The sequence below is a fragment of the Comamonas humi genome (genome assembly GCF_054782535.1).
This window is the reverse complement of the sequence record NZ_BAAGSH010000018.1, coordinates 131,829-150,831: the sequence shown is the minus strand read 5'-3', so window position 1 is coordinate 150,831 and position 19,003 is coordinate 131,829. Positions and strand designations below refer to the sequence as shown.

The following is a 19,003-nucleotide window of genomic DNA, read 5'->3' as shown; positions in this document are numbered from 1 at the left end:
CGGATTCCTTCAAAAACCGTACAGGTGCGCCGGGTTGTCGACAAGGATGCGCTCCAGCGTGGCCGGCGTGCCGGCCCAGGCCCACAGCAGATCGACCAGATCGGCGTCGTTCACGCTGCCGGGCGCCTCGGTGGTGTGCGGCCAGTCGCTGCCCCACACCAGCCGCTCGGGCGCGGCGCGCACCAGCGCCCGACCCAGCGGCAGCGTATCGGCGTACGACGGGCCATGCACCGTGGAGCGCATGTAGGCGCCCGAGAGCTTGACCCAGGTGTTGCCGCCGTCGAGCAGCCGGCGCAGCGCATCATAGGCCGCGCCCCGCGTGCCCTCGGCCGGATCGATGCGGCCCAGGTGATCGATCACCAGCGGCACTGGCAGCGCGGCCAGCACCGAGGCCAGCTGCACCAGCTGCTCCGGGTGCATGAAGACCTGGATGTGCCAGCCCAGGCGCTGCACCTTGGCAGCCAGCGTGGTCAGCATCTGCTGCGTGGTCCGGCCCCAGGCCTGCGGGCTGACGAAGTTCACGCGCAGCCCGCACACGCCGCGCGCCGCCAGCAGGTCCAGCTCGGCGTCGCCCACCTCCTGGGCCACCACGGCCACGCCGCGCGCGCCGTCGCCCAGCTGCGCCAGCGCATCCAGCGTGCAGGCATTGTCGGTGCCGTAGGTGGACGGCGTGACCACCACCGCACGCTGCGTACCCAGGCGCTGCTGCAGTTGCCGGTAGGCGGCCACGGGCACATCGGGCGGCTGGCGCGTCCAGTGCGGCGACGGCGCGAAGCGCGCATCGAAGATGTGCATGTGGCTGTCGCAGGCCAGCGGCGGCAGCGTCTGCGCGGGCCGGTTCAGGCCCGCGGAATGCGGCACGGCGCTGGTCATGGCTTGTTCGCGGCGACCTTCGCCGCCACGCACAAAGCTGGAGAGAAATACATGCGGTTCATGGAAGATTCATCCTTGCAGGCAAGAGATTGCAGCCTTTCAGTCGGCCTTGATATCCAGCTCCCGCGCGATGCGGGTATAGGTGGCCACTTCGCGGCGCACCTGTTCGGCGAACGGCGCGCCGCAGCGCGGTGCGGCTTCGAGGCCCAGGCCGCGCAGCTTGTCGGCCGCGGCGGCGCTGCCGGCAAAGCCGGCGGCCACGGCCTCCAGCGCCTGCACCACCGGTGCGGGCACGCCCGCGGGGGCCAGCACGCCGTACCAGGCATCGGCCGAGAAATCGCCGCCGCCGGCCTGCGCAAAGGTCGGCACCTGCGGCAGCAGTGCCGAGCGCCTGGGCGCGGCCACCGCCAGCGCGGTGAGCTTGCCGCTCTGGATCTGCGGCAGCACCGAGCCCAGCGTGGCGAACGAGCTGTCGAGTTGCCCGCCCATCAGGTCGGTCACCACCGGCGATGCGCCCTTGTAGGGGACGTGGTTGAAGCGCAACCCATTGGCCTGCGCGAACATCTCGGTCGCGAAGTGGACCGAGCTGCCCACGCCGGGCGAGCCCACCGTCACCCGGCCCGGCTCCTTGCGCGCCAGCGCCATGTAGTCGCCCAGCGTGCGCACCTGGAGCGCCGGCCCCACCACCAGCACCGTGGGGCTGGTGGCCACGGTGCACAGCGGCTGGAAGGACTGGATGACGTCGAACTTCACCCGCGAGCCATAGAGCGCCGGGATCATCGTGTGGTTGGTGGCGCCGAACAGCAGCGTGTAGCCGTCGGCCGGCGCGCTGGCCACGGCCTGCGCCGCCAGGATGGTGTTGGCGCCGGGCTTGTTCTCGACCACGAAGGGCTGCCCCAGCGCGCGGCCCGCATGGTCGGCAAAGGCGCGGGCCACCACGTCGGTGGGGCCGCCCGCCGCAAAGCCCACCACCAGCCGCACCGGCCTGGACGGATAGGCGCCCGGCTGCGCAAGGCAGAGGCCGGATGCTACTAAAAGAGAAGCTGCCAGCGCTTTGCCAGCAAGCGCCAGAGGCTGATTTGGCTTGAACATATGGAGTCTCCTTGCAGTCTCAATCCATGCGAATGGCGCAGGCGCCGGGCCCGCGCCGCCCGCCTACTCCTTCTTGATGCCTGCGGCCTTGATGGTCTCTGCCCACCGTGCGGATTCCGCCGCCAGGCGCCTGCGGAACTCATCCGGCTGCGAGCCCACGATCTCCGAGCCCAGCGCATCGAAGCGGGCCTTGACCTCGGGCATGGCCAGCACCTCCCGCACGGCAGCGTTGAGCCGGGCCACGATCTCGGCCGGCGTGGCGCTGGGCACGAACATGCCGTTCCACTCATAGACCTCGTAGCCCTTCACGCCGGCTTCGCCGATGGTGGGGACGTTGGGGAACAAGGGGTTGCGCTTGGCCGACGTGATGGCCAGGGGCTTGAGCGCCCCGCCCTTGATGTGGCTGCTCAGCGCCGGCAGGTTGAAGAAGCCCATGTCCACTTCACCCGCAAGAATCGCCTGCAGCGCCAATCCGCCGGCGCGATACGGCACATGCAGCATCTTGATGCCGACGCCCTGGTTGAACAGCTCGGCCCCCATGTACTGCACGGTGCCCTGGCCGCCCGAGCCGAAGGTCAGCTTGCCGGGCTCCTTGGCAGCCGCCGCGATGAGTTCCTGCAGCGTGTTGTAGGGCGAGCTCTTGGGAACCACCACCAGCATGGGCGTCACGCCCACCAGCGTCACCGGCTGCAGGTCTTTGTCGGCATCGAAAGGCAGCTTCTGCAGATGCGGGTTGATGGACAGCGGCGTCGCGTCGTACAGCACCGTATAGCCATCCGCCGGGGCCTGCGCGACCGATGCCGCGCCAATGACGCCGCTGGCGCCCGCCTTGTTCAGCACGACGACGGACACTTTGAGTCTGGTTCCCAGATGCTGGGCAAGCACCCGGGCCAGGGCATCGGCCGTTCCGCCCGGCGCGTAGGGCACCACCAGCGTGATCGGCTTGCTCGGCCAGCTCGATGCGGCGGCGGGAAGCGCACCGAACCCAGCCGCCAGCGCAGCGGCAAGCACGTTGAAATTGCGACGGTTCATGACGTGTTCTCTCCTCTAAAGTCGAAACGGGAAGAAGTCAGGCCGTGGCCGCGCTGTTCAGCACCGCCAGCGCATTGCGCGCGGCGCCCAGGCCCATGTTCACATAGGCGTCGCTGGTCACGCCACCGATGTGCGGGCTGAGGATGAAGCCCGGCTGGTGCTGGAACGGGTGGCCGGCCACCATGGGCTCGATGGCAAAGCTGTCCAGCCCAGCCATGCGCACCTGGCCGCCCTGCACCGCAGCCAGCAGCGCGGCTTCGTCGATCAGGCCGCCGCGCGCGGTGTTGACCACGATCACGCCGCGCTTGCAGCGCGCCAGCGTGTCGGCGTTCAGCAAGCCGCGATTGTCATCCGTCAGCGGGCAATGCAAAGAGATCGCATCGCTCTCGCGCCAGAGGGTTTCCAGATCGGCGGGCTGCACGAAGTCCGGCAGGTTCTTGGCAAAAGGATCGAAGCCGAGCACGCGCATGCCCAGCGCATCGGCCATCTTCGCAAAGCGTAGGCCGATCGCGCCCAGGCCCACCAGGCCGATGGTGCGCCCGCCCAGCTCCAGGCTCTTGTGCGTGGCCTTGTCCCAATGGCCGGCATGCATGCGCTCGTCGAGCTGCGGCACCGACTTGGCGCAGGCCAGCAGCAGCGCCAGGGCCTGCTCGGCCACCGCGGCGGCGTTGGCGCCTACGGCGGCCACCACCTCGATGCCGCGCTGCTTGGCCGCCACCTTGTCGATGGTGTCGGTGCCGCTGCCGTGCTTGGAGATGACCCTCAGCGAAGGCGCGGCGTCCATGGCGGCCGCGCCGACCTTGCTGTAGCGCACGATGATGGCGGCCGGGTCGTGCTCGCGGCACAGCGCGACGATATCGTCCTCGCTGGGCGTCTTGCCGGCATAGACGATGCGGTAGTCGGCCAGCAGCGCCAGCGCCTGGGGCGCCAGGTCGGCGGCGGTGATGAGGATGTTGCCGCGGCTCACAGGGTCTCTCCTTCCTTCAGCACGCCGGCGGCGCGCAATGCGGCCGGCAGCCACTTCGAGGCCGTGTCGCCCCGGGTGATCGCATCGATGCGTGCCGCCTCGTCGGCCACTTTCTTCACCGCCAGTGCCAGCATGGCCGGCGCCTTGGCACGCTCGATCACCACCACGCCGTCGGCATCGCCCACCACCAGGTCGCCGGGGTTCACCGTGGCGCCGCCGCAGCTGATCGGGTGGTTGATGCGCCCGGGCACGAACTTGGTCGGGCCCGCCGGGTTGTAGCCGGCGCTGAACACCGGAAAGCCCAGCTCCAGCAGCTCGAGCTTGTCGCGGATCGCACCGTCGACAATCACGCCGCCCAGGCCTATCTTCTTGCAGGCGCTGAGCATCAGCGTGCCCATCAGGGCCGCGGTCTGGTCGCCCTTGCCGTCGATCACCAGGATGTCGCCGGGCTGGGCCAGCGCGATGGCGGCGTGGATCATGAGGTTGTCGCCAGGGCGCACCTCGACGGTGAAGGCCGGGCCGGCAAGCTGCATGCGCTCGTGCACCGGCGCCACGCGGGCGTTCATGGTGCCGCGGCGGCCCGCCACGTCGGCGAGGATGGCGGCCTGGAAGCTGGCGGCCTGCTGGACGACATCGGCGCCTACGCGCTCGATGTTGCGGATGATTTCGGGGAGTTGGGTCATGGTGGTGCGTCAAAGGAGAAGAGAAAAAGAGAGTGGCCGGCCTCAGTCCAGGCTGGCGCCCGAGCGCTTGACGATCTCGCCCCAGCGCGGGATCTCGGTCTTGAGCAGCTGGCTGAACTGCTCGGGGCTGCCGCCCAGCACGTCGCCGCCTTCGGAGCGCAGGCGCTCGGCCACGTCGGGCTGCTTCAGCGCCTGGTTGATGGCCTGGTTGAGCTTGTTCACGATGGCGGCCGGCGTGCCGGCGGGCGCGAGGATGCCGAACCAGGAGATCGCGTCGAAGTCCTTGTAGCCGGCCTCGGCCAGCGTCGGCGTGTCGGGCAGTTGCGACGAGCGGGTCTTGGAAGTGACCGCGATGGGCCGCAGCTTGCCGCTGCGCACATGGCCAAGCAGCGTGGGGATGGACGACATGTACAGGTCGACCTGGCCGCTCATCACGTCGGTCATCGCCTGGGCCGCGCCCTTGTAGGGCACGTGCCGCAGCTGGATGCCGGCGGCGTTCTCGGCCAGCTCGCCCGCAAGGTGGGCCACGGTGCCGTTGCCGGAAAAGCCCAGCGTCAGCGACTCGGGTGCCTTCTTGGCCGCGGCCACCACGTCGGCATAGCTCTTGAAGGGCGAGGTGACCTGCGCCACCATCACGATGGGCGACGACGACACCAAGGCCACCGGCGCCAGGTCCTTCAGCGGCTTGTAGGGCAGCTTGGCGTACAGCGTGGGGTTGATCGCCAGGTTGCTGGTCTGCCCCATCACCAGCGTGTAGCCGTCGGGCTGCGCCTTGGCCGCCGCGTCCACGCCCAGGTTGCCGCCGGCGCCGGGGCGGTTGTCCACCACCACGCTCCACTGGTTCTGCTCGGCCACCTTCTGGGCCACGGTGCGCGCGATCATGTCGGTGCCGCCGCCGGGCGGAAACGGCACGATCAGCCGGATCGGCTTGGCGGGATAGTCGGACTGGGCGAAGGCCGTGCCGGCCGGCAGCGCCAGGGCGAGCAGGCCGGCGCCGGCGATGGCCATGCAGGTGGCGGCGCGGCTGCGGGAAGCGGGGAAGAAACGCATGCTGGGGGTCTCCTTGTGTGTTCAGCAAACTTGCCGGGCATCCGGGCCTGGCATGGAGGCGATTGTGGAAAAACGTTTCAATCCATACAATGACGTTGCACAGAACGAAACAAAACAGCCATGGAAAACCCTGAACACCATGCTTCCAGACCGCGCCGTACCGCGCCTTCCGGCTCCCCGGCAGCGCCCTCCGCGCCCGCGGGCAACGATGGCGGCGTCATCGCGGTGACGCGCGCGCTGCAGGTGCTCGATGCCTTTGCACTGGGCGAGTCGCAATTGCCGCTGGCCGAACTCAGCCGCCGCTGCGGCCTGCACAAGACCACGGTGCTGCGGCTGGCGCGCACGCTGGCGCAATCGGGCTACCTGGTGCAGCGCGACGACGGCGACTGGCGGCTGGGGCCATCGGCGGGCTGGCTAGGGGCGCGCTACCAGGCGGGTTTCGACGTGCAGAACGTGCTGGAGCCGGCGCTGCGCGCGCTCACGCAGAGCAGCGGCGAAAGCGCGGCCTTCTATGTGCGCGAGGGCAATGTGCGCACCTGCCTGGTGCGCGTCGAGGGGCCGCAGGCGCTGCGCCACCACGCGCGCATGGGCGAGGGCCTGCCGCTGGACCAGGGTTCGCCGGGCCGCGTGATCCTGGCGTTCTCGGGCGCGCCGGGCCGGGTCTACGAGCAGATCCGCAAGCAGGGCTACCAGTGGTCGATCGGCGAGCGCGAAACCGGCGTGGCCACCGTGTCGGCGCCGGTCTTCGGCATGAACCAGCGGCTGCTGGGCTCGGTCTGCATCTCGGGCCCCGAGTCGCGCCTGCCCCCCGCCACGCTCGAGAAGCTGGCGCCGCTGGTGATGAACGCGGCCCGCCAGCTCTCGTACGCGCTGGCCGGCAACGCCAGCGCCGCGCCCACCGCGCTACCGCCCAGCCGCTGGCATCCGTGATACCGTGGTGCCCTACCTATCGCAGCAACCCTGGAGACAAGCCGTGAGCCGCTACCCCCTGCCCGATCTCAACACCCTGCCGCCCGACATCCAGCAGCGCATTCTCGAAGTGCAGGAGAAGGCCGGCTTCATCCCCAACGTCTTCCTGGCCTTTGCACGGCGGCCGGCCGAGTGGCGCGCCTTCTTCGCCTACCACGATGCGCTGATGCTGAAGGAGGAAGGCTCGCTGACCAAGGGCGAGCGCGAGATGATCGTCACCGCCACCAGCGCGCACAACCAGTGCCTGTACTGCGTGGTGGCGCACGGCGCGCTGGTGCGCATCTACGAGAAGCAGCCGCTGCTGGCCGACCAGCTGGCGGTGAACTGGCGCAAGGCCGACATCACGCCGCGCCAGCACGCGATGCTCGACTTTGCGATGAAGGTCTGCACCCGCTCGCAGGAAATGGCCGATGCCGATTTCGACGCGCTGCATGCGCACGGCTTCGACGACGAGGACATCTGGGACATCGCGGCGATCACCGCGTTCTTCGGCCTGTCGAACCGCATGGCCAGCTTTGCCGGCATGCAGCCCAACACCGAGTTCTTCCTGATGGGCCGGCTGCCGCGACAGAAATGAAACAGGCATGAAAAAAGGGTGGCTCAGCCACCCTTGGTTTTTTCGCGCGTGCCGCGCGCCTATTCGTCGTCGCCCGCCGGCCAGTCGCGGATGTAGGCCTTGAGCATCTTGTTCTCGAAGTTCTGGCTGTCCACCACGGCCTTGGCCACGTCGTAGAAGCTGATCACGCCCATCAGCATCTTCTTGTCCATCACCGGCATGTAGCGCGCGTGGCGGTCCAGCATCATGCGGCGCACCTCGTCGAGCTCGGTCTCTGTGGTGCAGGTGAGCGGCGCATCGTCCATGGCGCTGCGCACCTGCTGCGCGCCGGCGTCGCCGCCGCTCTTGACGATGGTGACGATGACCTCGCGGAACGTCAGCATGCCCACCAGTTCGCCATGGTCCATCACGACCAGCGAACCGATGTCCTTGTCGGCCATGGTTTCGATGGCGGTACTCAGTGGCTCGTCCACGTTCACGGTGTACAAGGTGTTGCCCTTGACGCGCAGGATGTCGCTGACTTTCATGGCGTTATCTCCCAATTGACCCAGATACGGCCGCAGGCCTGATAAGCCACAAATATAGCCGACAATCATCCGCAGTCCACACGAATCAGGAGACTTTGCATGCCCGGATTTTCCGACCCCGGCTTCGATACGCTGAGCCTGCACGCCGGTGCCCAGCCCGACCCCGCCACCGGTGCGCGCGCCACTCCCATCCACCTGACCACCTCGTTCGTCTTCGAGTCCAGCGACCACGCGGCCAGCCTGTTCAACCTGGAGCGGCCCGGCCATGTCTACAGCCGGCTGAGCAACCCGACCAATGCCGTGCTGGAGCAGCGCGTGTCGGCCCTGGAAGGCGGCGTGGGCGCCATCGCTGTGGCCAGCGGCCAGGCCGCGCTGCACCTGTCCATCGCCACGCTGATGGGCGCGGGCAGCCACATCGTGGCCAGCACGGCGCTGTACGGCGGTAGCCAGAACCTGCTGCACTACACGCTGCGCCGCTTCGGCATCGACACCACCTTCGTGCAGCCCGGCGACATCGACGGCTGGCGCGCCGCGGTGCGCCCCAACACCAAGCTCTTCTTTGGCGAGACCGTGGGCAACCCGGGCCTGGATGTGCTGGACATTCCCACCGTCTCTTCCATAGCCCACGAGGCGGGCGTGCCGCTGCTGGTGGACTCCACCCTCACCTCGCCCTGGCTGATCAAGCCCTTCGAGCATGGTGCGGACATGGTCTACCACTCGGCCACCAAGTTCCTGTCGGGCCACGGCACGGTGATCGGCGGCCTGGTGGTGGATGGCGGCAGCTTCGACTGGGAAAAGAGCGGCCGCTTCCCCGAGCTGACCGCGCCCTACGACGGCTTCCACAACATGGTGTTCAGCGAGGAAAGCACGGTGGGCGCCTTTTTGCTGCGCGCGCGCCGCGAAGGCCTGCGCGACTTCGGCGCCTGCATGAGCCCACACACGGCCTGGCTGATCCTGCAGGGCATAGAGACTTTGCCGCTGCGCATGCAGCAGCACATGCGCAACACCGAGAAGGTGGTGCAGTTCCTGGCCAGCCACCCGCTGGTCAGCCGCGTGGGCCACCCGATGCTGGAGTCGCACCCCTCGCATGCACTGGCCCAGAAGCTGCTGCCGCGTGGCGCGGGCTCGGTGTTCAGCTTCGACATCGCCGGCAACCGCAACCAGGGCAAGAAGTTCATCGAGACGCTCAAGCTCTTCAGCCACCTCGCCAACGTGGGCGACTGCCGCTCGCTGGTCATCCACCCGGCCAGCACCACGCACTTCCGCATGAGCGACGAGGCGCTGGCCCAGGCTGGCATCGGCCAGGGCACGATCCGCCTGTCGATTGGCCTCGAAGACGCCGATGACCTGATCGAGGACCTCAAGCGCGCGCTCAAGGCCGCGGAAAAGGCTGCCTGACCGCCATGCTGATCCGCCCCTTTGCCCCGGCCGATACCGAGGCCACGGTACAGCTGTGGCAGGCCTGCGGCCTGACGCGGCCCTGGAACGATCCCTACAAGGACATAGCGCGCAAGCTGCAGGTCCATCCCGAGCTGTTCCTGGTGGGCACCGACGAGGCCGGCGCCGTTATGGCCTCCATCATGGTTGGCTACGACGGTCACCGCGGCTGGATCAACTACCTGGCCGTGCACCCGGCGCAGCAGCGCCAGGGCCACGCGCGCCGCCTGATGGAGCGGGCCGAGCAACTGCTCGCCGCACGCGGCTGCCCCAAGCTCAACCTGCAGATCCGCGCCGGCAACGAGGCGGTGATCGCCTTCTACGCCAGCCTGGGCTACGCCGACGACCGGACCGTCTCGATGGGCAAACGGCTGATTGCGGACCACTGAGCGACGCCCCGCCTGAATTCGGAGACCGACATGCACCTACAAGTTCAAGACGCACAGATCTACGCCTACACCGGCGGCAAGCCCTTCGACGCCGCCAAGCCCACGGCCATCTTCATCCATGGCGTGCTCTGCGACCACAGCGTCTGGGCGCTGCAAAGCCGCTACCTCGCCAACCACGGCTGGAACGTGTTGGCCCTGGACCTGCCCGGCCACTGCAGGAGCGGCGGCGAGGCGCCGCAGTCTGTCGAGGCGGCGGCCGCCTTCATCGGCGATTTGATGAACGCTGCCGGCGTACGGCAAGCCGCGCTGATCGGCCACAGCTGGGGCAGCCTGATCGCCATGGAGGCCGCGGCCCGCCTGAAGGAACGCATCAGCCACCTGGTGCTGGTGGGCACGGCCGCGCCGATGAAGGTCTCGCCCGCGCTGCTCGACCTGGCACAGAGCGCGCCCGACCAGGCCATCGCCATGGTGCAGACCTTCTCGCGCGCCACGCTGTCGCCGCCGGGCGGCGCGGGCAGCTGGGTGTTCGGCGCCGGCACGGCGCTGGGACGGCGCGTGCTGGCCAGCAATGCCCGCACCAACCTGCTGCATGCCGGCTTCGTGGCCTGCGACAGCTACCTGGGCGGCGAGGCGGCGATGGCCGCGCTGGCCTGCCCGGTGCTCTTCGTGCTGGGCGAGCAGGACCAGATGACGCCGCCCAAGGCCGCCAAGGGCCTGATCGCCGCCGCCCAGGCAGCGGGCCAGGCGGTGGCGGTGCAGACGATTCCCCACGGCCACAACCAGATGAGCGAATCGCCGGACGAAACGCTGTTCGCCATCCGCGATTTCCTCGCCCGATGAGCCGCCAGGCTCCCCGCATGGATTCCGCTTTCCTGCACCGCGGCCAATTGGCCACCGCCTGCGCCGCCTGGCGCACCATCGCCCTGAGCAGCCTCGCGCCGCGGCGCAGGCTGGCCCTCGCGGACAAGCGGGCGGACTGGAAACAGGCGCTGGCGGCGCTCGGCCGCTTTGCGGCCAGCCCGGGCTACCAAGCGCCGGCCCAACTGCAGGCCCATGCCGCGCTGGAGAACCTCTGGCAGTGGCAGGAGGCTGGCCGGCAGGCCTGCCGCCTGCTCATCTACGGCATCGACCTGGGCCTGCCCGGCGATGTGCTGCGCCCCATCTACCTCGAAACCGTGGCGCTGTGGCAGGACGCCGCCGCCGTGGCCGGCCATGCGCGCGCCAGCATGGCGGCGGAAACCGGCGAGCCGTACGGCGAACCCTATGGCGTGGCGCCCGTCCTGGCCACGCGCGGCAGCGACTACCCCTTTGCCGTCATCCTGCTGGCCCTGGCTTCGCTGCTGGCGGCCCAGGACGAAGTGCCAGCCATCGTCGAGCAGGTGCTCGAGTTCGACACCGACCGGCTGCTCGACTACCTGAGCGCCGGCGCGATCGAGCTGCACTCGGTCAACGAAACCCTGTTCCACCGGCGCCCCTATGGCGCGCTGCTGCCGTTCTTCGAGCAGCTCGATGTGGCCCTGCCCGATCCGCTGGTGCCCTACCTGCAGGCGCAGTACACCGACTTCCACCGGCTCCCGCCCCAGCGGCAAAAGAAAGGCGGCCCCTGGATGGGCACCTATTACTGGGCGCTGGAAGTGGCCGCGCTCTCGGTGCTGTATGGCTGGGACGACGCGGCCCTGCGCGCCAGTCCCCACTATCCGGCCGATCTGGTGGACTTTGCCCGCGCGGCGCCGGCGGCGTGAAGACGGTGGTCAGGCCGGCTGCGCCGCCGCCTCCACCAGTTCGCGCTTTTGCAGCACGTCGATCAGCATGAGCTGGTCCAGTCCGCAGTGCCACCACAGTGCGTCGGTGGCGGCGTTGTGCTCCAGCAGCAGCACCTCGAACAGCGGCTGCGCCCGCGTCGCGGCCGGGTCGATCAGCAGCACGTAGCGCAGCTCGTTGTCCACCGGCATGGTGGCCTTGTCCTGCACATCGGCCACGGCGCCCACCCAGTCGAGCAGGGTCAGCACCTCGAGCGGCCGGCGCAGCTGCCCCTCCTCCACGCCCAGGCGCGTGGCCAGCTCGTGCAGGCGCAGGCCCTTTTCGGGCAGAAAGCGCACCTGGCCCAGCGCCTGCAGCGACTCCAGTGCGAGCTGGAAATCCCAGCTCTGCGCCGTGGGCAGGCGGTGCACGCCCGCCAGCAGGCTGGGCAGGTAGGCGGCCACCACCGCGCCCAGCAGCACGATGACCCAGGCCACGTAGATCCACACAAGCAGGATGGGCAGCGTGGCGAAGGTGCCGTAGATCATCGAGTACACCGGCACGCTCGCCAGGTACAGCCCCAGCACCTTCTTGGCCAGCTCGATGCCCAGCGCCACGAACACGCCGCCGGCCAGCGCATGGCGCCAGGGCACGTGGGTGTTGGGCACGTAGCGGTACATGGCGCTCATGCCCGCCGCCATCAGCACGAACTCGATCGAGTCGAACAGCAGCCGCAGCAAAAAGGGCATGGAGCCGAACACGCTGCGCGACGCCGCCACGGCCGACGAGGTGAGCGCCAGGCTCAGGCCCAGCACCACCGGGCCCAGCGTGATCGCGGCCCAGTAGATCAGCACGCGCTGGCCCAGCGGGCGCAGTCGCGGCACGCGCCAGATGGTGTTCAGCGTGCGGTCGATGGTCAGGATCAGCGCCAGCGCCGTCACCAGCAGCGCGCTCAGGCCGGCCAGGCCCAGGCGGCTGGCCTTGCTGGCGAACTGGGTCACGTAGTCGAGCACCTGGTTGGCGATGGTGGCCGGGATCAGGCTGCTGACCAGCCAGCGCTGCAGCACGCCCTCCACCTGCGAAAAGATCGGGAAGGCGGTGAACAGCGCCAGCGCCACCGTCACGAAGGGCACCAGCGCCAGCAGCGTGGTGAAGGTCAGGCTGCTGGCGGTCAGCCCCAGGCGGTCCTCGCGGAAGCGCACGCGCAGCGTATTGGCCGTGGTGCCCCAGGGAAAGCTCGCCAGCCGCTCCAGCACCTGGGCAGCGCGATCCGATAGCGGCACGGCCGGCGCTCGTTCCTTATCCATAGTCATAGGACCGCTATGATGCCAGCCTCATGCGGACGAATTCTGTAACTGTTGTTCAGCCCAGCGCCCAGGCACTGGGCACCCAATGGCTGGCCGTAGGCGCCCTGGGCGCGCTGCTGCTGCTGTGCCTGGCCTGGGAGCTGTGGCTGGCGCCGCTGCGCCCGGGCGGCTCGTGGCTGGCCCTCAAGGCCCTGCCGCTGGCCCTGCCGCTGGCCGGGCTGCTCAAGCGCCGCATGTATACCTTTCGCTGGCTGAGCCTATTGGTCTGGCTGTACTTTACCGAAGGCGTGGTGCGCGCCTGGAGCGACCCCGCTCCCAGCCGCTGGCTGGCCCTGGCCGAGATCGCGCTGTGCCTGCTGCTGTTCGTGGCCTGCACGCTGCATGTGCGCTGGCGCCTGCGCGCCGCCAAGGCTGCCCGCCCCTGATACCGAGAACTGCAATGACTGACAAGCTGAACCTGCTGGCCGCGCTGCGCCAGATCGTGGGCGATGCCCATGTATTGACCGAGGGCGACCTCACCGCCTACGAACAGGACTGGCGCCGCCGCGAGCGCGGCCGTGCGCTGGCCGTGGTGCGCCCCGCCAGCACCGAGCAGGTGGCCGCCGTGGTCAAGGCCTGCGCCGCGCACCGCACGGCCATCGTGCCGCAGGGCGGCAACACCGGCCTGGTCGTCGGCTCCATCCCCGACGGCACGGGCACCCAGGTGCTGCTGAGCCTCACCCGCATGAACGCCATCCGCGCCTTCGACAAAGACAACCTGACCTTTACCGTCGAGGCCGGCTGCATATTGCAGACGCTGCAGGAGGCCGCCGAGCGCGAGGGCTACCTGTTCCCGCTGTCGCTGGCGGCCGAGGGCAGTTGCACCATCGGCGGCAACCTGGGCACGAACGCCGGCGGCACCCAGGTGGTGCGCTACGGCAACACGCGCGAGCTGTGCCTGGGGCTGGAGGTGGTCAACGCGCAGGGCGAGGTCTGGAACGGCCTCAAGGGCCTGCGCAAGGACAACACCGGCTACGACCTGCGCAACCTGATGATAGGCAGCGAAGGCACGCTCGGGATCATCACCGCGGCGACGATGAAGCTCTACCCGCTGCCCGCGAGCCAGCTCACCGCCTGGGCGGCCGTGCCGTCGATGGAAGCGGCCGTCGAGCTGCTGGGCCAGGCGCACCGCTACCTGGGCGCGGGCCTGACCGGCTTCGAGGTGATGAACCGCTTTGCGCTGACCCTGGTGCACAAGCACATGCCGCAGCTGCGCGTGCCCTTCATCGATAACGAGGACTACCCCTACGCCGTGGTGCTGGAGAACTCGGACAGCGAATCCGAGGAGCATGCCCGCGCACGCTTCGAGGCGCTGATGGAAGCGGCCTTCGAGCAGGGCTGCGTGATGGACGCCGTGGTGGCCGAGAACCTCTCGCAGGCACACAACCTGTGGCACATCCGTGAGAGCGTGCCGCTGGCCCAGGCCGAGGAAGGGCTGAACATCAAGCACGACATCTCGGTGCCGATCTCGCGCATCCCGGCCTTCGTCGAGCACGCCGAGGCACTGCTGGCCCAAGAGATCCCTGGCATGCGCCTGGTGAACTTCGGCCACCTGGGCGACGGCAACCTGCACTTCAACGTGCAGGCGCCCGAGGGCGCCGATGGCCCCACCTTCCTGCGCGAGCGCGAGTACCAGGTCAACCACCTGGTCTACGACGCGGTGGCCGAGTTCGGCGGCTCGATCTCGGCCGAGCACGGCATCGGCGCGCTCAAGGCAGAAACCCTGCCGCAATACCAGTCGCCCGTGGCGCTGGCTATGATGCACGCCATCAAGCAGGCGCTGGACCCGCAGGGCATCCTGAACCCGCAGTGCATGCTGCGACGCGCCGCGCCCGCTGCCTGAGCCGATAAAACCATAGCTGCTAGCACTTGCTGTGCAATGATTTACGTATAAAAACCATCCAGAATCGTTGCTCATCAAGCGCCAGCAGCTCACTTTTTTGAGAATACCCGCATGACCACCGCTCCCCGCCCCGCTCCGTCCACCTACGAAGACTTCATGCGGCACGTCTACACCCATGGCGTGGCCAAGACCGACCGCACCGGCACCGGCACCAAGAGCGTGTTCGGCTACCAGATGCGCTTCGACCTGCGCCAGGGCTTTCCGCTGGTCACCACCAAGAAGGTGCACCTCAAGTCCATCATCCTGGAGCTGCTGTGGTTCCTGCGCGGCGACAGCAATGTGAAATGGCTGCAGGAGCGCGGCTGCACCATCTGGGACGAATGGGCGCGCGCCGATGGCGACCTCGGCCCGGTCTACGGCGTGCAGTGGCGCAGCTGGCCCAAGGCCGACGGCACGCACATCGACCAGATCGCCGAGGTGGTCAAGCAGCTCAAGGCCAACCCCGACAGCCGCCGCATCATCGTCAGCGCCTGGAACGTGGCCGAGCTGAGCGAGATGGCGCTGATGCCCTGCCACGCCTTCTTCCAGTTCTACGTGGCCGACGGCAGGCTCAGCTGCCAGCTCTACCAGCGCAGCGCCGACATCTTCCTCGGCGTGCCGTTCAACATCGCCAGCTACGCGCTGCTGACCCACATGCTGGCGCAGCAGTGCGACCTGGAGGTGGGCGACTTCATCTGGACCGGCGGCGACTGCCACATCTACAACAACCACTTCGAGCAGGTCGAGACCCAGCTCGCCCGCGAGCCGCTGCCACTGCCCCAGCTGCAGATCAAGCGCCGCCCGGCGTCGATCTTCGACTACGAGTACGAGGACTTCGAGGTCGTGGACTACCAGCACCACCTGGCGATCAAGGCGCCGGTGGCGGTGTGAGCGGCACCCTTCTCCTGCCGGCCTAGCCCCGCGGCCGCATGCTCCAGCACATACAGATACTGCGCTTTGCCGCGGCGATGTGGGTGGCGCTGCTGCATGTGCAGGGCCTTCCGTTCTTCGCGCAACTACCGCCACTGCTGCAGCAGGTCGCGGCCGGCGGCTATGCCGGCGTGGACATCTTCTTCGTCATCAGCGGCGTCATCATGGCCCGCTCCACCGCGGGCATGCCGCATGGCTGGCGGGCGGCGCTGCGCTTCGGGCTGGTCCGGTTCTCGCGCATCTACACCGGCTGGTGGCCCGCGCTGCTGCTGTTCGTGGCGGTGCTCGGCGCGGCGCACCGCCTGCCGCCCAACGTGGGCCTGCTCGCGTCGGCCCTGCTCTACCCCACCAATTTCACCCACCACATCAGCCCGGTGATCTGGACGCTGGTGTTCGAGCTGTACTTCTACGCCCTCATCGCCGCCAGCCTGCTGCTCCCCCCGGCCTGGCGCGATCGCGTGCTGGGGCTGCTGTTCGCCGCGCTGGTGCTGAGCATCGGCTACCACCATGCGCAGCAGCGCTTTGCGCCCGAGATGTTCGAGCAGGCCGGCTGGTTGCTGATGCTCTACGCCTCGCCGCTGGTGGCCGAGTTCCTGCTCGGCTACTTCCTCTACCGCTTCGTGCAGGTCCGCCCGCGGCAGCGCTGGGGCCTGTGGGCCACCGCCGCCGTGGCGCTGGGCGCCTGCGCGGTGGTGTACGCGCAGCGTTTCGTCGTCTACGAGCCGGGGTTGTCCGGCTTCTTCCACTGGCCCGAGCGGGCGCTGCTGATCGGCACGGCCGCCACCGCCCTGGTCGGCATGGCGCTGGCGCTGGCCGAGCCGCGCAGCCGCGTGCTGCTCGCGCTGGCCCGGCTGGGCGACTACTCGTTCGCGATCTACCTGCTGCACATGCTCGTATATTGGTGCCTGGCGCTGCTGTGGGCCGCGCTGCCCGCAGCGCTGCAGCTGCGAGGCCCGATGACGCTGCTGGCGCTGGCCCTGGTGGTGCTCGCGTCCGCCCTCTACTACCACTGGGTGGAGCACCCGCTCTACCTGCTCTGCCGCAACCAGATCAGCCGCTGGCTGGCTCCCCGACCATGATCCATCTCATCTACGCGCGCGCCCGCAACGGCGTCATCGGCAAGGACAACACCATGCCCTGGCACCTGCCCGAGGACATGGCCCACTTCAAGCAGCGCACCGCGGGTGCGGCCGTCGTCATGGGCCGCAAGACCTGGGACTCGCTGCCGCCGCGCTTTCGCCCGCTGCCGGGCCGCACCAACATCGTGGTGACCCGCCAGACCGGCTGGCAGGCCGAGGGTGCGCAGGTCGCCCATTCGCTGGAGCAGGCCCTGGCCGCCGCCGAGGCCAGCGGCCGGCCCACCTGGGTGATCGGTGGCGCCGAGCTGTATGCGCAGGCGCTGCCGCTGGCCGGCGTGGTCGTCGTCACCGAGATCGAGCAGGACTTCGACGGCGACGCCTTCGCGCCGGGGCTGGACGCCGCCTGGACCGAGCTCAGCCGCGAGCGCCACACCAGTGGTAACGGATTGCCGTTCAGCTTTGTCGAATACCGGCGCCGGACCGCCTGATGCCAAGTCTAACCATCACCTAACAATTGATTGGTGACATTCAATTTTCATAGCATATCGGCATATGCCAGTGTGATCTGCAGCGGGGCGATGCGAAACAAACCGGTGTTTGATTGGTAATAACCCCAGGTTTCTACTAACTCCCGCAGTGCAGCATCGCCCTAAAATCGACTGGATGTGCCTGTTACAGGCAGAAGCCGCGCCACGCGAGCCCACAAGATTATTTTTCTCCCCGGAGCCCCGATGAACCAAGAAGAGATACTGGCCCAGTTCGGCCCCCGCGAAGCGATGGAATACGACGTTGTGATCGTCGGTGGCGGGCCCGGCGGCCTGGCCACGGCCATCCGCCTCAAGCAGCTCGCGGCCAAGAAGGGAACGGACGTTTCCGTCGTCGTGCTCGAAAAAGGCTCCGAGCCCGGCGCCCACATTCTCTCGGGCGCCATCATGGACCCGCGCGCGCTGACCGAGCTGATCCCCGACTGGAAGGAAAAAGGCGCGCCGCTGACCCAGGCCGTCACCGATGACGCCATGGTCTTCCTGAGCGAAAAGTCGGGCCTGCGCACGCCCAACTTCCTGCTGCCGGCGTGCTTCCAGAACCACGGCAACTACATCGTGCGCCTGGGCCATGTCACCAAGTGGCTGGCCGACCAGGCCGAGGCGCTGGGCGTGGAGATCTTCCCCGGCTTCGCGGCCGCCGAGGTGCTGTACAACGACGACGGCTCCGTCAAGGGCGTGGCCACCGGCAACATGGGCATCAGCAAGGAAGGCGAGCCCACCGGCGACTTCCAGCTCGGCATGGAGCTGCATGCCAAGTACACCGTCTTCGCCGAAGGCGCGCGCGGCCACCTGGGCAAGCAGCTGATCGCCCGCTTCAAGCTCGACGCCGGCAAGGACCCGCAGACCTACGGCATCGGCGTCAAGGAGCTGTGGGAGATCGACCCCAAGCGCCACCAGCCCGGCTTCGTGATGCACACCGCCGGCTGGCCCATGGACAACCACACCTACGGCGGCGCCTTCCTCTACCACCTCGATGACAACCTGGTCACGCTGGGCTTCATCACCGGCCTGGACTACAGCAACCCGTATCTCTCGCCGTTCGAGGAGATGCAGCGCTGGAAGACCCATCCCAACATCCGCTACTACCTCGAGGGCGACGAGTCCAAGGGCATCAAGCCCGCCAAGCGCCTGTCGTACGGCGCGCGCGCCATCACCGCCGGCGGCCTGCTGTCGCTGCCCAAGACCATCTTCCCCGGCGGCGCGCTGGTGGGCTGCGACGCCGGCTACCTGAACGTGAGCCGCATCAAGGGCAGCCACGCCGCGATCAAGACCGGCATGCTGGCCGCCGAGGCCGCCTACGATGCCATCGTGGCCGGCCGCCAGCACGACGAGCTGACCGCCTACCCCGCGGCCTTCGAGAAGAGCTGGCTGTACGAAGAGCTGAACAAGAGCCGCAACTTCAAGGCCTGGTTCAAGAAGGGCTTGGTCACCGCCACGGTGATGAACGGCATCGAGCAGTTCGTGCTCAAGGGCAACATCCCCTGGACGCTGCACCGCGACAAGCCCGACCACGCCTACCTCAAGCCCGCGGCCGAGTGCAAGCCCATCGAGTACCCGAAGCCGGACGGCAAGCTGACCTTCGACCGCCTCTCCAGCGTGTTCATCAGCAACACCAACCACGCCGAGAACCAGCCCTCGCACCTGACGCTGAAGGACGCCTCGGTGCCGGTCAACATCAACCTGGCCAAGTACGCCGGCCCCGAGGCCCGCTTCTGCCCGGCCGGCGTGTACGAGTTCGTGCCCGACGAGACCCAGGGCGGCCACGCCCAGCGCCTGCAGATCAACGCGCAGAACTGCGTGCACTGCAAGACCTGCGACATCAAGGACCCGACGCAGAACATCGTCTGGGTTACGCCCGAAGGCGGCGGCGGCCCGAACTACTCGGGCATGTAAAGTCTTTCAAACC

Annotated in this window: 20 protein-coding genes; 12 read left to right on the top strand and 8 right to left on the bottom strand. The window is 68.4% G+C overall.

The annotated features are described in order from the left end of the window. Positions 1-9 precede the first annotated feature (9 nt). From ACYVKR_RS18800 to ACYVKR_RS18775, 6 genes are all read right to left on the bottom strand, one after another. Positions 10-873 (bottom strand): amidohydrolase family protein, encoded by an 864-nt coding sequence (locus ACYVKR_RS18800; RefSeq protein WP_460482483.1) that lies wholly within the window; start codon positions 871-873, stop codon positions 10-12. A gap of 99 nt (positions 874-972) precedes the next feature. Beyond that, complete coding sequence (locus ACYVKR_RS18795; protein ID WP_460482482.1) at positions 973-1,965, bottom strand: Bug family tripartite tricarboxylate transporter substrate binding protein; 993 nt, start codon at positions 1,963-1,965, stop codon at positions 973-975. A 63-nt stretch (positions 1,966-2,028) separates the two neighbouring features. Continuing rightward, entirely contained in the window at positions 2,029-2,997 is a 969-nt protein-coding gene (locus ACYVKR_RS18790) for a Bug family tripartite tricarboxylate transporter substrate binding protein (RefSeq protein ID WP_460482481.1), read from the bottom strand. Positions 2,998-3,034: 37 nt separating this feature from the next. Next, positions 3,035-3,964 (bottom strand): Rossmann-fold NAD(P)-binding domain-containing protein, encoded by a 930-nt coding sequence (locus tag ACYVKR_RS18785; protein ID WP_460482480.1) that lies wholly within the window; start codon positions 3,962-3,964, stop codon positions 3,035-3,037. Next, a complete protein-coding gene (locus tag ACYVKR_RS18780; protein WP_460482479.1) occupies positions 3,961-4,647 on the bottom strand; it encodes an RraA family protein in 687 nt (228 codons plus the stop codon). Before ACYVKR_RS18780 ends, ACYVKR_RS18785 begins: the two co-directional genes overlap by 4 nt. Before the next feature lie 42 nt (positions 4,648-4,689). Further along, positions 4,690-5,697: a Bug family tripartite tricarboxylate transporter substrate binding protein gene (locus ACYVKR_RS18775; protein WP_460482478.1), complete on the bottom strand. Its 1,008-nt coding sequence runs from the start codon at positions 5,695-5,697 to the stop codon at positions 4,690-4,692. A gap of 120 nt (positions 5,698-5,817) precedes the next feature. On the opposite strand from ACYVKR_RS18775, the gene ACYVKR_RS18770 reads away from it, so the two are divergent. Together ACYVKR_RS18770 and ACYVKR_RS18765 are read left to right on the top strand one after the other, a co-directional pair. Further along, positions 5,818-6,627, top strand: a complete 810-nt coding sequence (locus ACYVKR_RS18770; RefSeq protein WP_460482477.1) for an IclR family transcriptional regulator — start codon at positions 5,818-5,820, stop codon at positions 6,625-6,627. Positions 6,628-6,670: 43 nt separating this feature from the next. Beyond that, on the top strand, positions 6,671-7,243 hold the full coding sequence (locus ACYVKR_RS18765; RefSeq protein ID WP_460482476.1) for a peroxidase-related enzyme: 573 nt from the start codon (positions 6,671-6,673) through the stop codon (positions 7,241-7,243). A gap of 59 nt (positions 7,244-7,302) precedes the next feature. Here ACYVKR_RS18765 and ACYVKR_RS18760 read toward each other — a convergent pair whose 3' ends face one another. Continuing rightward, positions 7,303-7,749 carry a CBS domain-containing protein gene (locus ACYVKR_RS18760; protein WP_460482475.1) on the bottom strand — a complete coding sequence of 149 codons (447 nt, stop codon included), beginning with the start codon at positions 7,747-7,749 and terminating at the stop codon, positions 7,303-7,305. A 99-nt stretch (positions 7,750-7,848) separates the two neighbouring features. On the opposite strand from ACYVKR_RS18760, the gene ACYVKR_RS18755 reads away from it, so the two are divergent. Genes ACYVKR_RS18755 through ACYVKR_RS18740 form a run of 4 tightly spaced genes read left to right on the top strand, consistent with a single transcriptional unit; the run spans position 7,849 to position 11,317 of the window. Then, positions 7,849-9,147 carry an O-acetylhomoserine aminocarboxypropyltransferase gene (locus ACYVKR_RS18755; RefSeq protein ID WP_460482474.1) on the top strand — a complete coding sequence of 433 codons (1,299 nt, stop codon included), beginning with the start codon at positions 7,849-7,851 and terminating at the stop codon, positions 9,145-9,147. Positions 9,148-9,152: 5 nt separating this feature from the next. Next, positions 9,153-9,575 carry a GNAT family N-acetyltransferase gene (locus tag ACYVKR_RS18750; RefSeq protein ID WP_460482473.1) on the top strand — a complete coding sequence of 141 codons (423 nt, stop codon included), beginning with the start codon at positions 9,153-9,155 and terminating at the stop codon, positions 9,573-9,575. A 30-nt stretch (positions 9,576-9,605) separates the two neighbouring features. Continuing rightward, on the top strand, positions 9,606-10,415 hold the full coding sequence (locus tag ACYVKR_RS18745) for an alpha/beta fold hydrolase (RefSeq protein ID WP_460482472.1): 810 nt from the start codon (positions 9,606-9,608) through the stop codon (positions 10,413-10,415). 17 nt (positions 10,416-10,432) lie between these two features. Beyond that, positions 10,433-11,317 carry a PoNe immunity protein domain-containing protein gene (locus ACYVKR_RS18740; RefSeq protein ID WP_460482471.1) on the top strand — a complete coding sequence of 295 codons (885 nt, stop codon included), beginning with the start codon at positions 10,433-10,435 and terminating at the stop codon, positions 11,315-11,317. A gap of 9 nt (positions 11,318-11,326) precedes the next feature. On the opposite strand, the gene ACYVKR_RS18735 is transcribed toward ACYVKR_RS18740, so the two are convergent. Then, positions 11,327-12,622 (bottom strand): YihY family inner membrane protein, encoded by a 1,296-nt coding sequence (locus ACYVKR_RS18735; protein WP_460482470.1) that lies wholly within the window; start codon positions 12,620-12,622, stop codon positions 11,327-11,329. 29 nt (positions 12,623-12,651) lie between these two features. Here ACYVKR_RS18735 and ACYVKR_RS18730 point away from each other — a divergent pair, with 29 nt between their 5' ends. The 6 genes from ACYVKR_RS18730 (at position 12,652) to ACYVKR_RS18705 (ending at position 18,990) form a co-directional block, all read left to right on the top strand. Further along, positions 12,652-13,047 carry a DUF2069 domain-containing protein gene (locus ACYVKR_RS18730; protein WP_460482469.1) on the top strand — a complete coding sequence of 132 codons (396 nt, stop codon included), beginning with the start codon at positions 12,652-12,654 and terminating at the stop codon, positions 13,045-13,047. A gap of 14 nt (positions 13,048-13,061) precedes the next feature. Continuing rightward, entirely contained in the window at positions 13,062-14,504 is a 1,443-nt protein-coding gene (locus ACYVKR_RS18725; RefSeq protein ID WP_460482468.1) for an FAD-binding oxidoreductase, read from the top strand. A gap of 111 nt (positions 14,505-14,615) precedes the next feature. Then, the gene (locus ACYVKR_RS18720; RefSeq protein ID WP_460482467.1) at positions 14,616-15,434 is read left to right on the top strand and encodes a thymidylate synthase; all 819 of its coding nucleotides are present in this window, start codon (positions 14,616-14,618) and stop codon (positions 15,432-15,434) included. A gap of 38 nt (positions 15,435-15,472) precedes the next feature. After that, positions 15,473-16,552: an acyltransferase family protein gene (locus ACYVKR_RS18715; RefSeq protein ID WP_460482466.1), complete on the top strand. Its 1,080-nt coding sequence runs from the start codon at positions 15,473-15,475 to the stop codon at positions 16,550-16,552. Continuing rightward, entirely contained in the window at positions 16,549-17,040 is a 492-nt protein-coding gene (locus tag ACYVKR_RS18710; RefSeq protein ID WP_460482465.1) for a dihydrofolate reductase, read from the top strand. The genes ACYVKR_RS18715 and ACYVKR_RS18710 overlap by 4 nt, the downstream gene beginning before the upstream one ends. A gap of 243 nt (positions 17,041-17,283) precedes the next feature. Next, positions 17,284-18,990, top strand: a complete 1,707-nt coding sequence (locus tag ACYVKR_RS18705) for an electron transfer flavoprotein-ubiquinone oxidoreductase (RefSeq protein ID WP_460482464.1) — start codon at positions 17,284-17,286, stop codon at positions 18,988-18,990. The last annotated feature ends 13 nt before the right edge of the window (positions 18,991-19,003 follow it).

Bases quoted from the DNA above. Each gene is read 5' to 3' on its own strand.
- ACYVKR_RS18800 (WP_460482483.1), bottom strand. From the start codon at position 873: ATGACCAGCGCCGTGCCGCATTCCGCGGGCCTGAACCGGCCCGCGCAG.
- ACYVKR_RS18795 (WP_460482482.1), bottom strand. From the start codon at position 1,965: ATGTTCAAGCCAAATCAGCCTCTGGCGCTTGCTGGCAAAGCGCTGGCA.
- ACYVKR_RS18790 (WP_460482481.1), bottom strand. From the start codon at position 2,997: ATGAACCGTCGCAATTTCAACGTGCTTGCCGCTGCGCTGGCGGCTGGG.
- ACYVKR_RS18780 (WP_460482479.1), bottom strand. From the start codon at position 4,647: ATGACCCAACTCCCCGAAATCATCCGCAACATCGAGCGCGTAGGCGCC.
- ACYVKR_RS18775 (WP_460482478.1), bottom strand. From the start codon at position 5,697: ATGCGTTTCTTCCCCGCTTCCCGCAGCCGCGCCGCCACCTGCATGGCC.
- ACYVKR_RS18770 (WP_460482477.1), top strand. From the start codon at position 5,818: ATGGAAAACCCTGAACACCATGCTTCCAGACCGCGCCGTACCGCGCCT.
- ACYVKR_RS18760 (WP_460482475.1), bottom strand. From the start codon at position 7,749: ATGAAAGTCAGCGACATCCTGCGCGTCAAGGGCAACACCTTGTACACC.
- ACYVKR_RS18755 (WP_460482474.1), top strand. From the start codon at position 7,849: ATGCCCGGATTTTCCGACCCCGGCTTCGATACGCTGAGCCTGCACGCC.
- ACYVKR_RS18750 (WP_460482473.1), top strand. From the start codon at position 9,153: ATGCTGATCCGCCCCTTTGCCCCGGCCGATACCGAGGCCACGGTACAG.
- ACYVKR_RS18745 (WP_460482472.1), top strand. From the start codon at position 9,606: ATGCACCTACAAGTTCAAGACGCACAGATCTACGCCTACACCGGCGGC.
- ACYVKR_RS18740 (WP_460482471.1), top strand. From the start codon at position 10,433: ATGGATTCCGCTTTCCTGCACCGCGGCCAATTGGCCACCGCCTGCGCC.
- ACYVKR_RS18735 (WP_460482470.1), bottom strand. From the start codon at position 12,622: ATGGATAAGGAACGAGCGCCGGCCGTGCCGCTATCGGATCGCGCTGCC.
- ACYVKR_RS18730 (WP_460482469.1), top strand. From the start codon at position 12,652: ATGCGGACGAATTCTGTAACTGTTGTTCAGCCCAGCGCCCAGGCACTG.
- ACYVKR_RS18725 (WP_460482468.1), top strand. From the start codon at position 13,062: ATGACTGACAAGCTGAACCTGCTGGCCGCGCTGCGCCAGATCGTGGGC.
- ACYVKR_RS18720 (WP_460482467.1), top strand. From the start codon at position 14,616: ATGACCACCGCTCCCCGCCCCGCTCCGTCCACCTACGAAGACTTCATG.
- ACYVKR_RS18715 (WP_460482466.1), top strand. From the start codon at position 15,473: ATGCTCCAGCACATACAGATACTGCGCTTTGCCGCGGCGATGTGGGTG.
- ACYVKR_RS18710 (WP_460482465.1), top strand. From the start codon at position 16,549: ATGATCCATCTCATCTACGCGCGCGCCCGCAACGGCGTCATCGGCAAG.
- ACYVKR_RS18705 (WP_460482464.1), top strand. From the start codon at position 17,284: ATGAACCAAGAAGAGATACTGGCCCAGTTCGGCCCCCGCGAAGCGATG.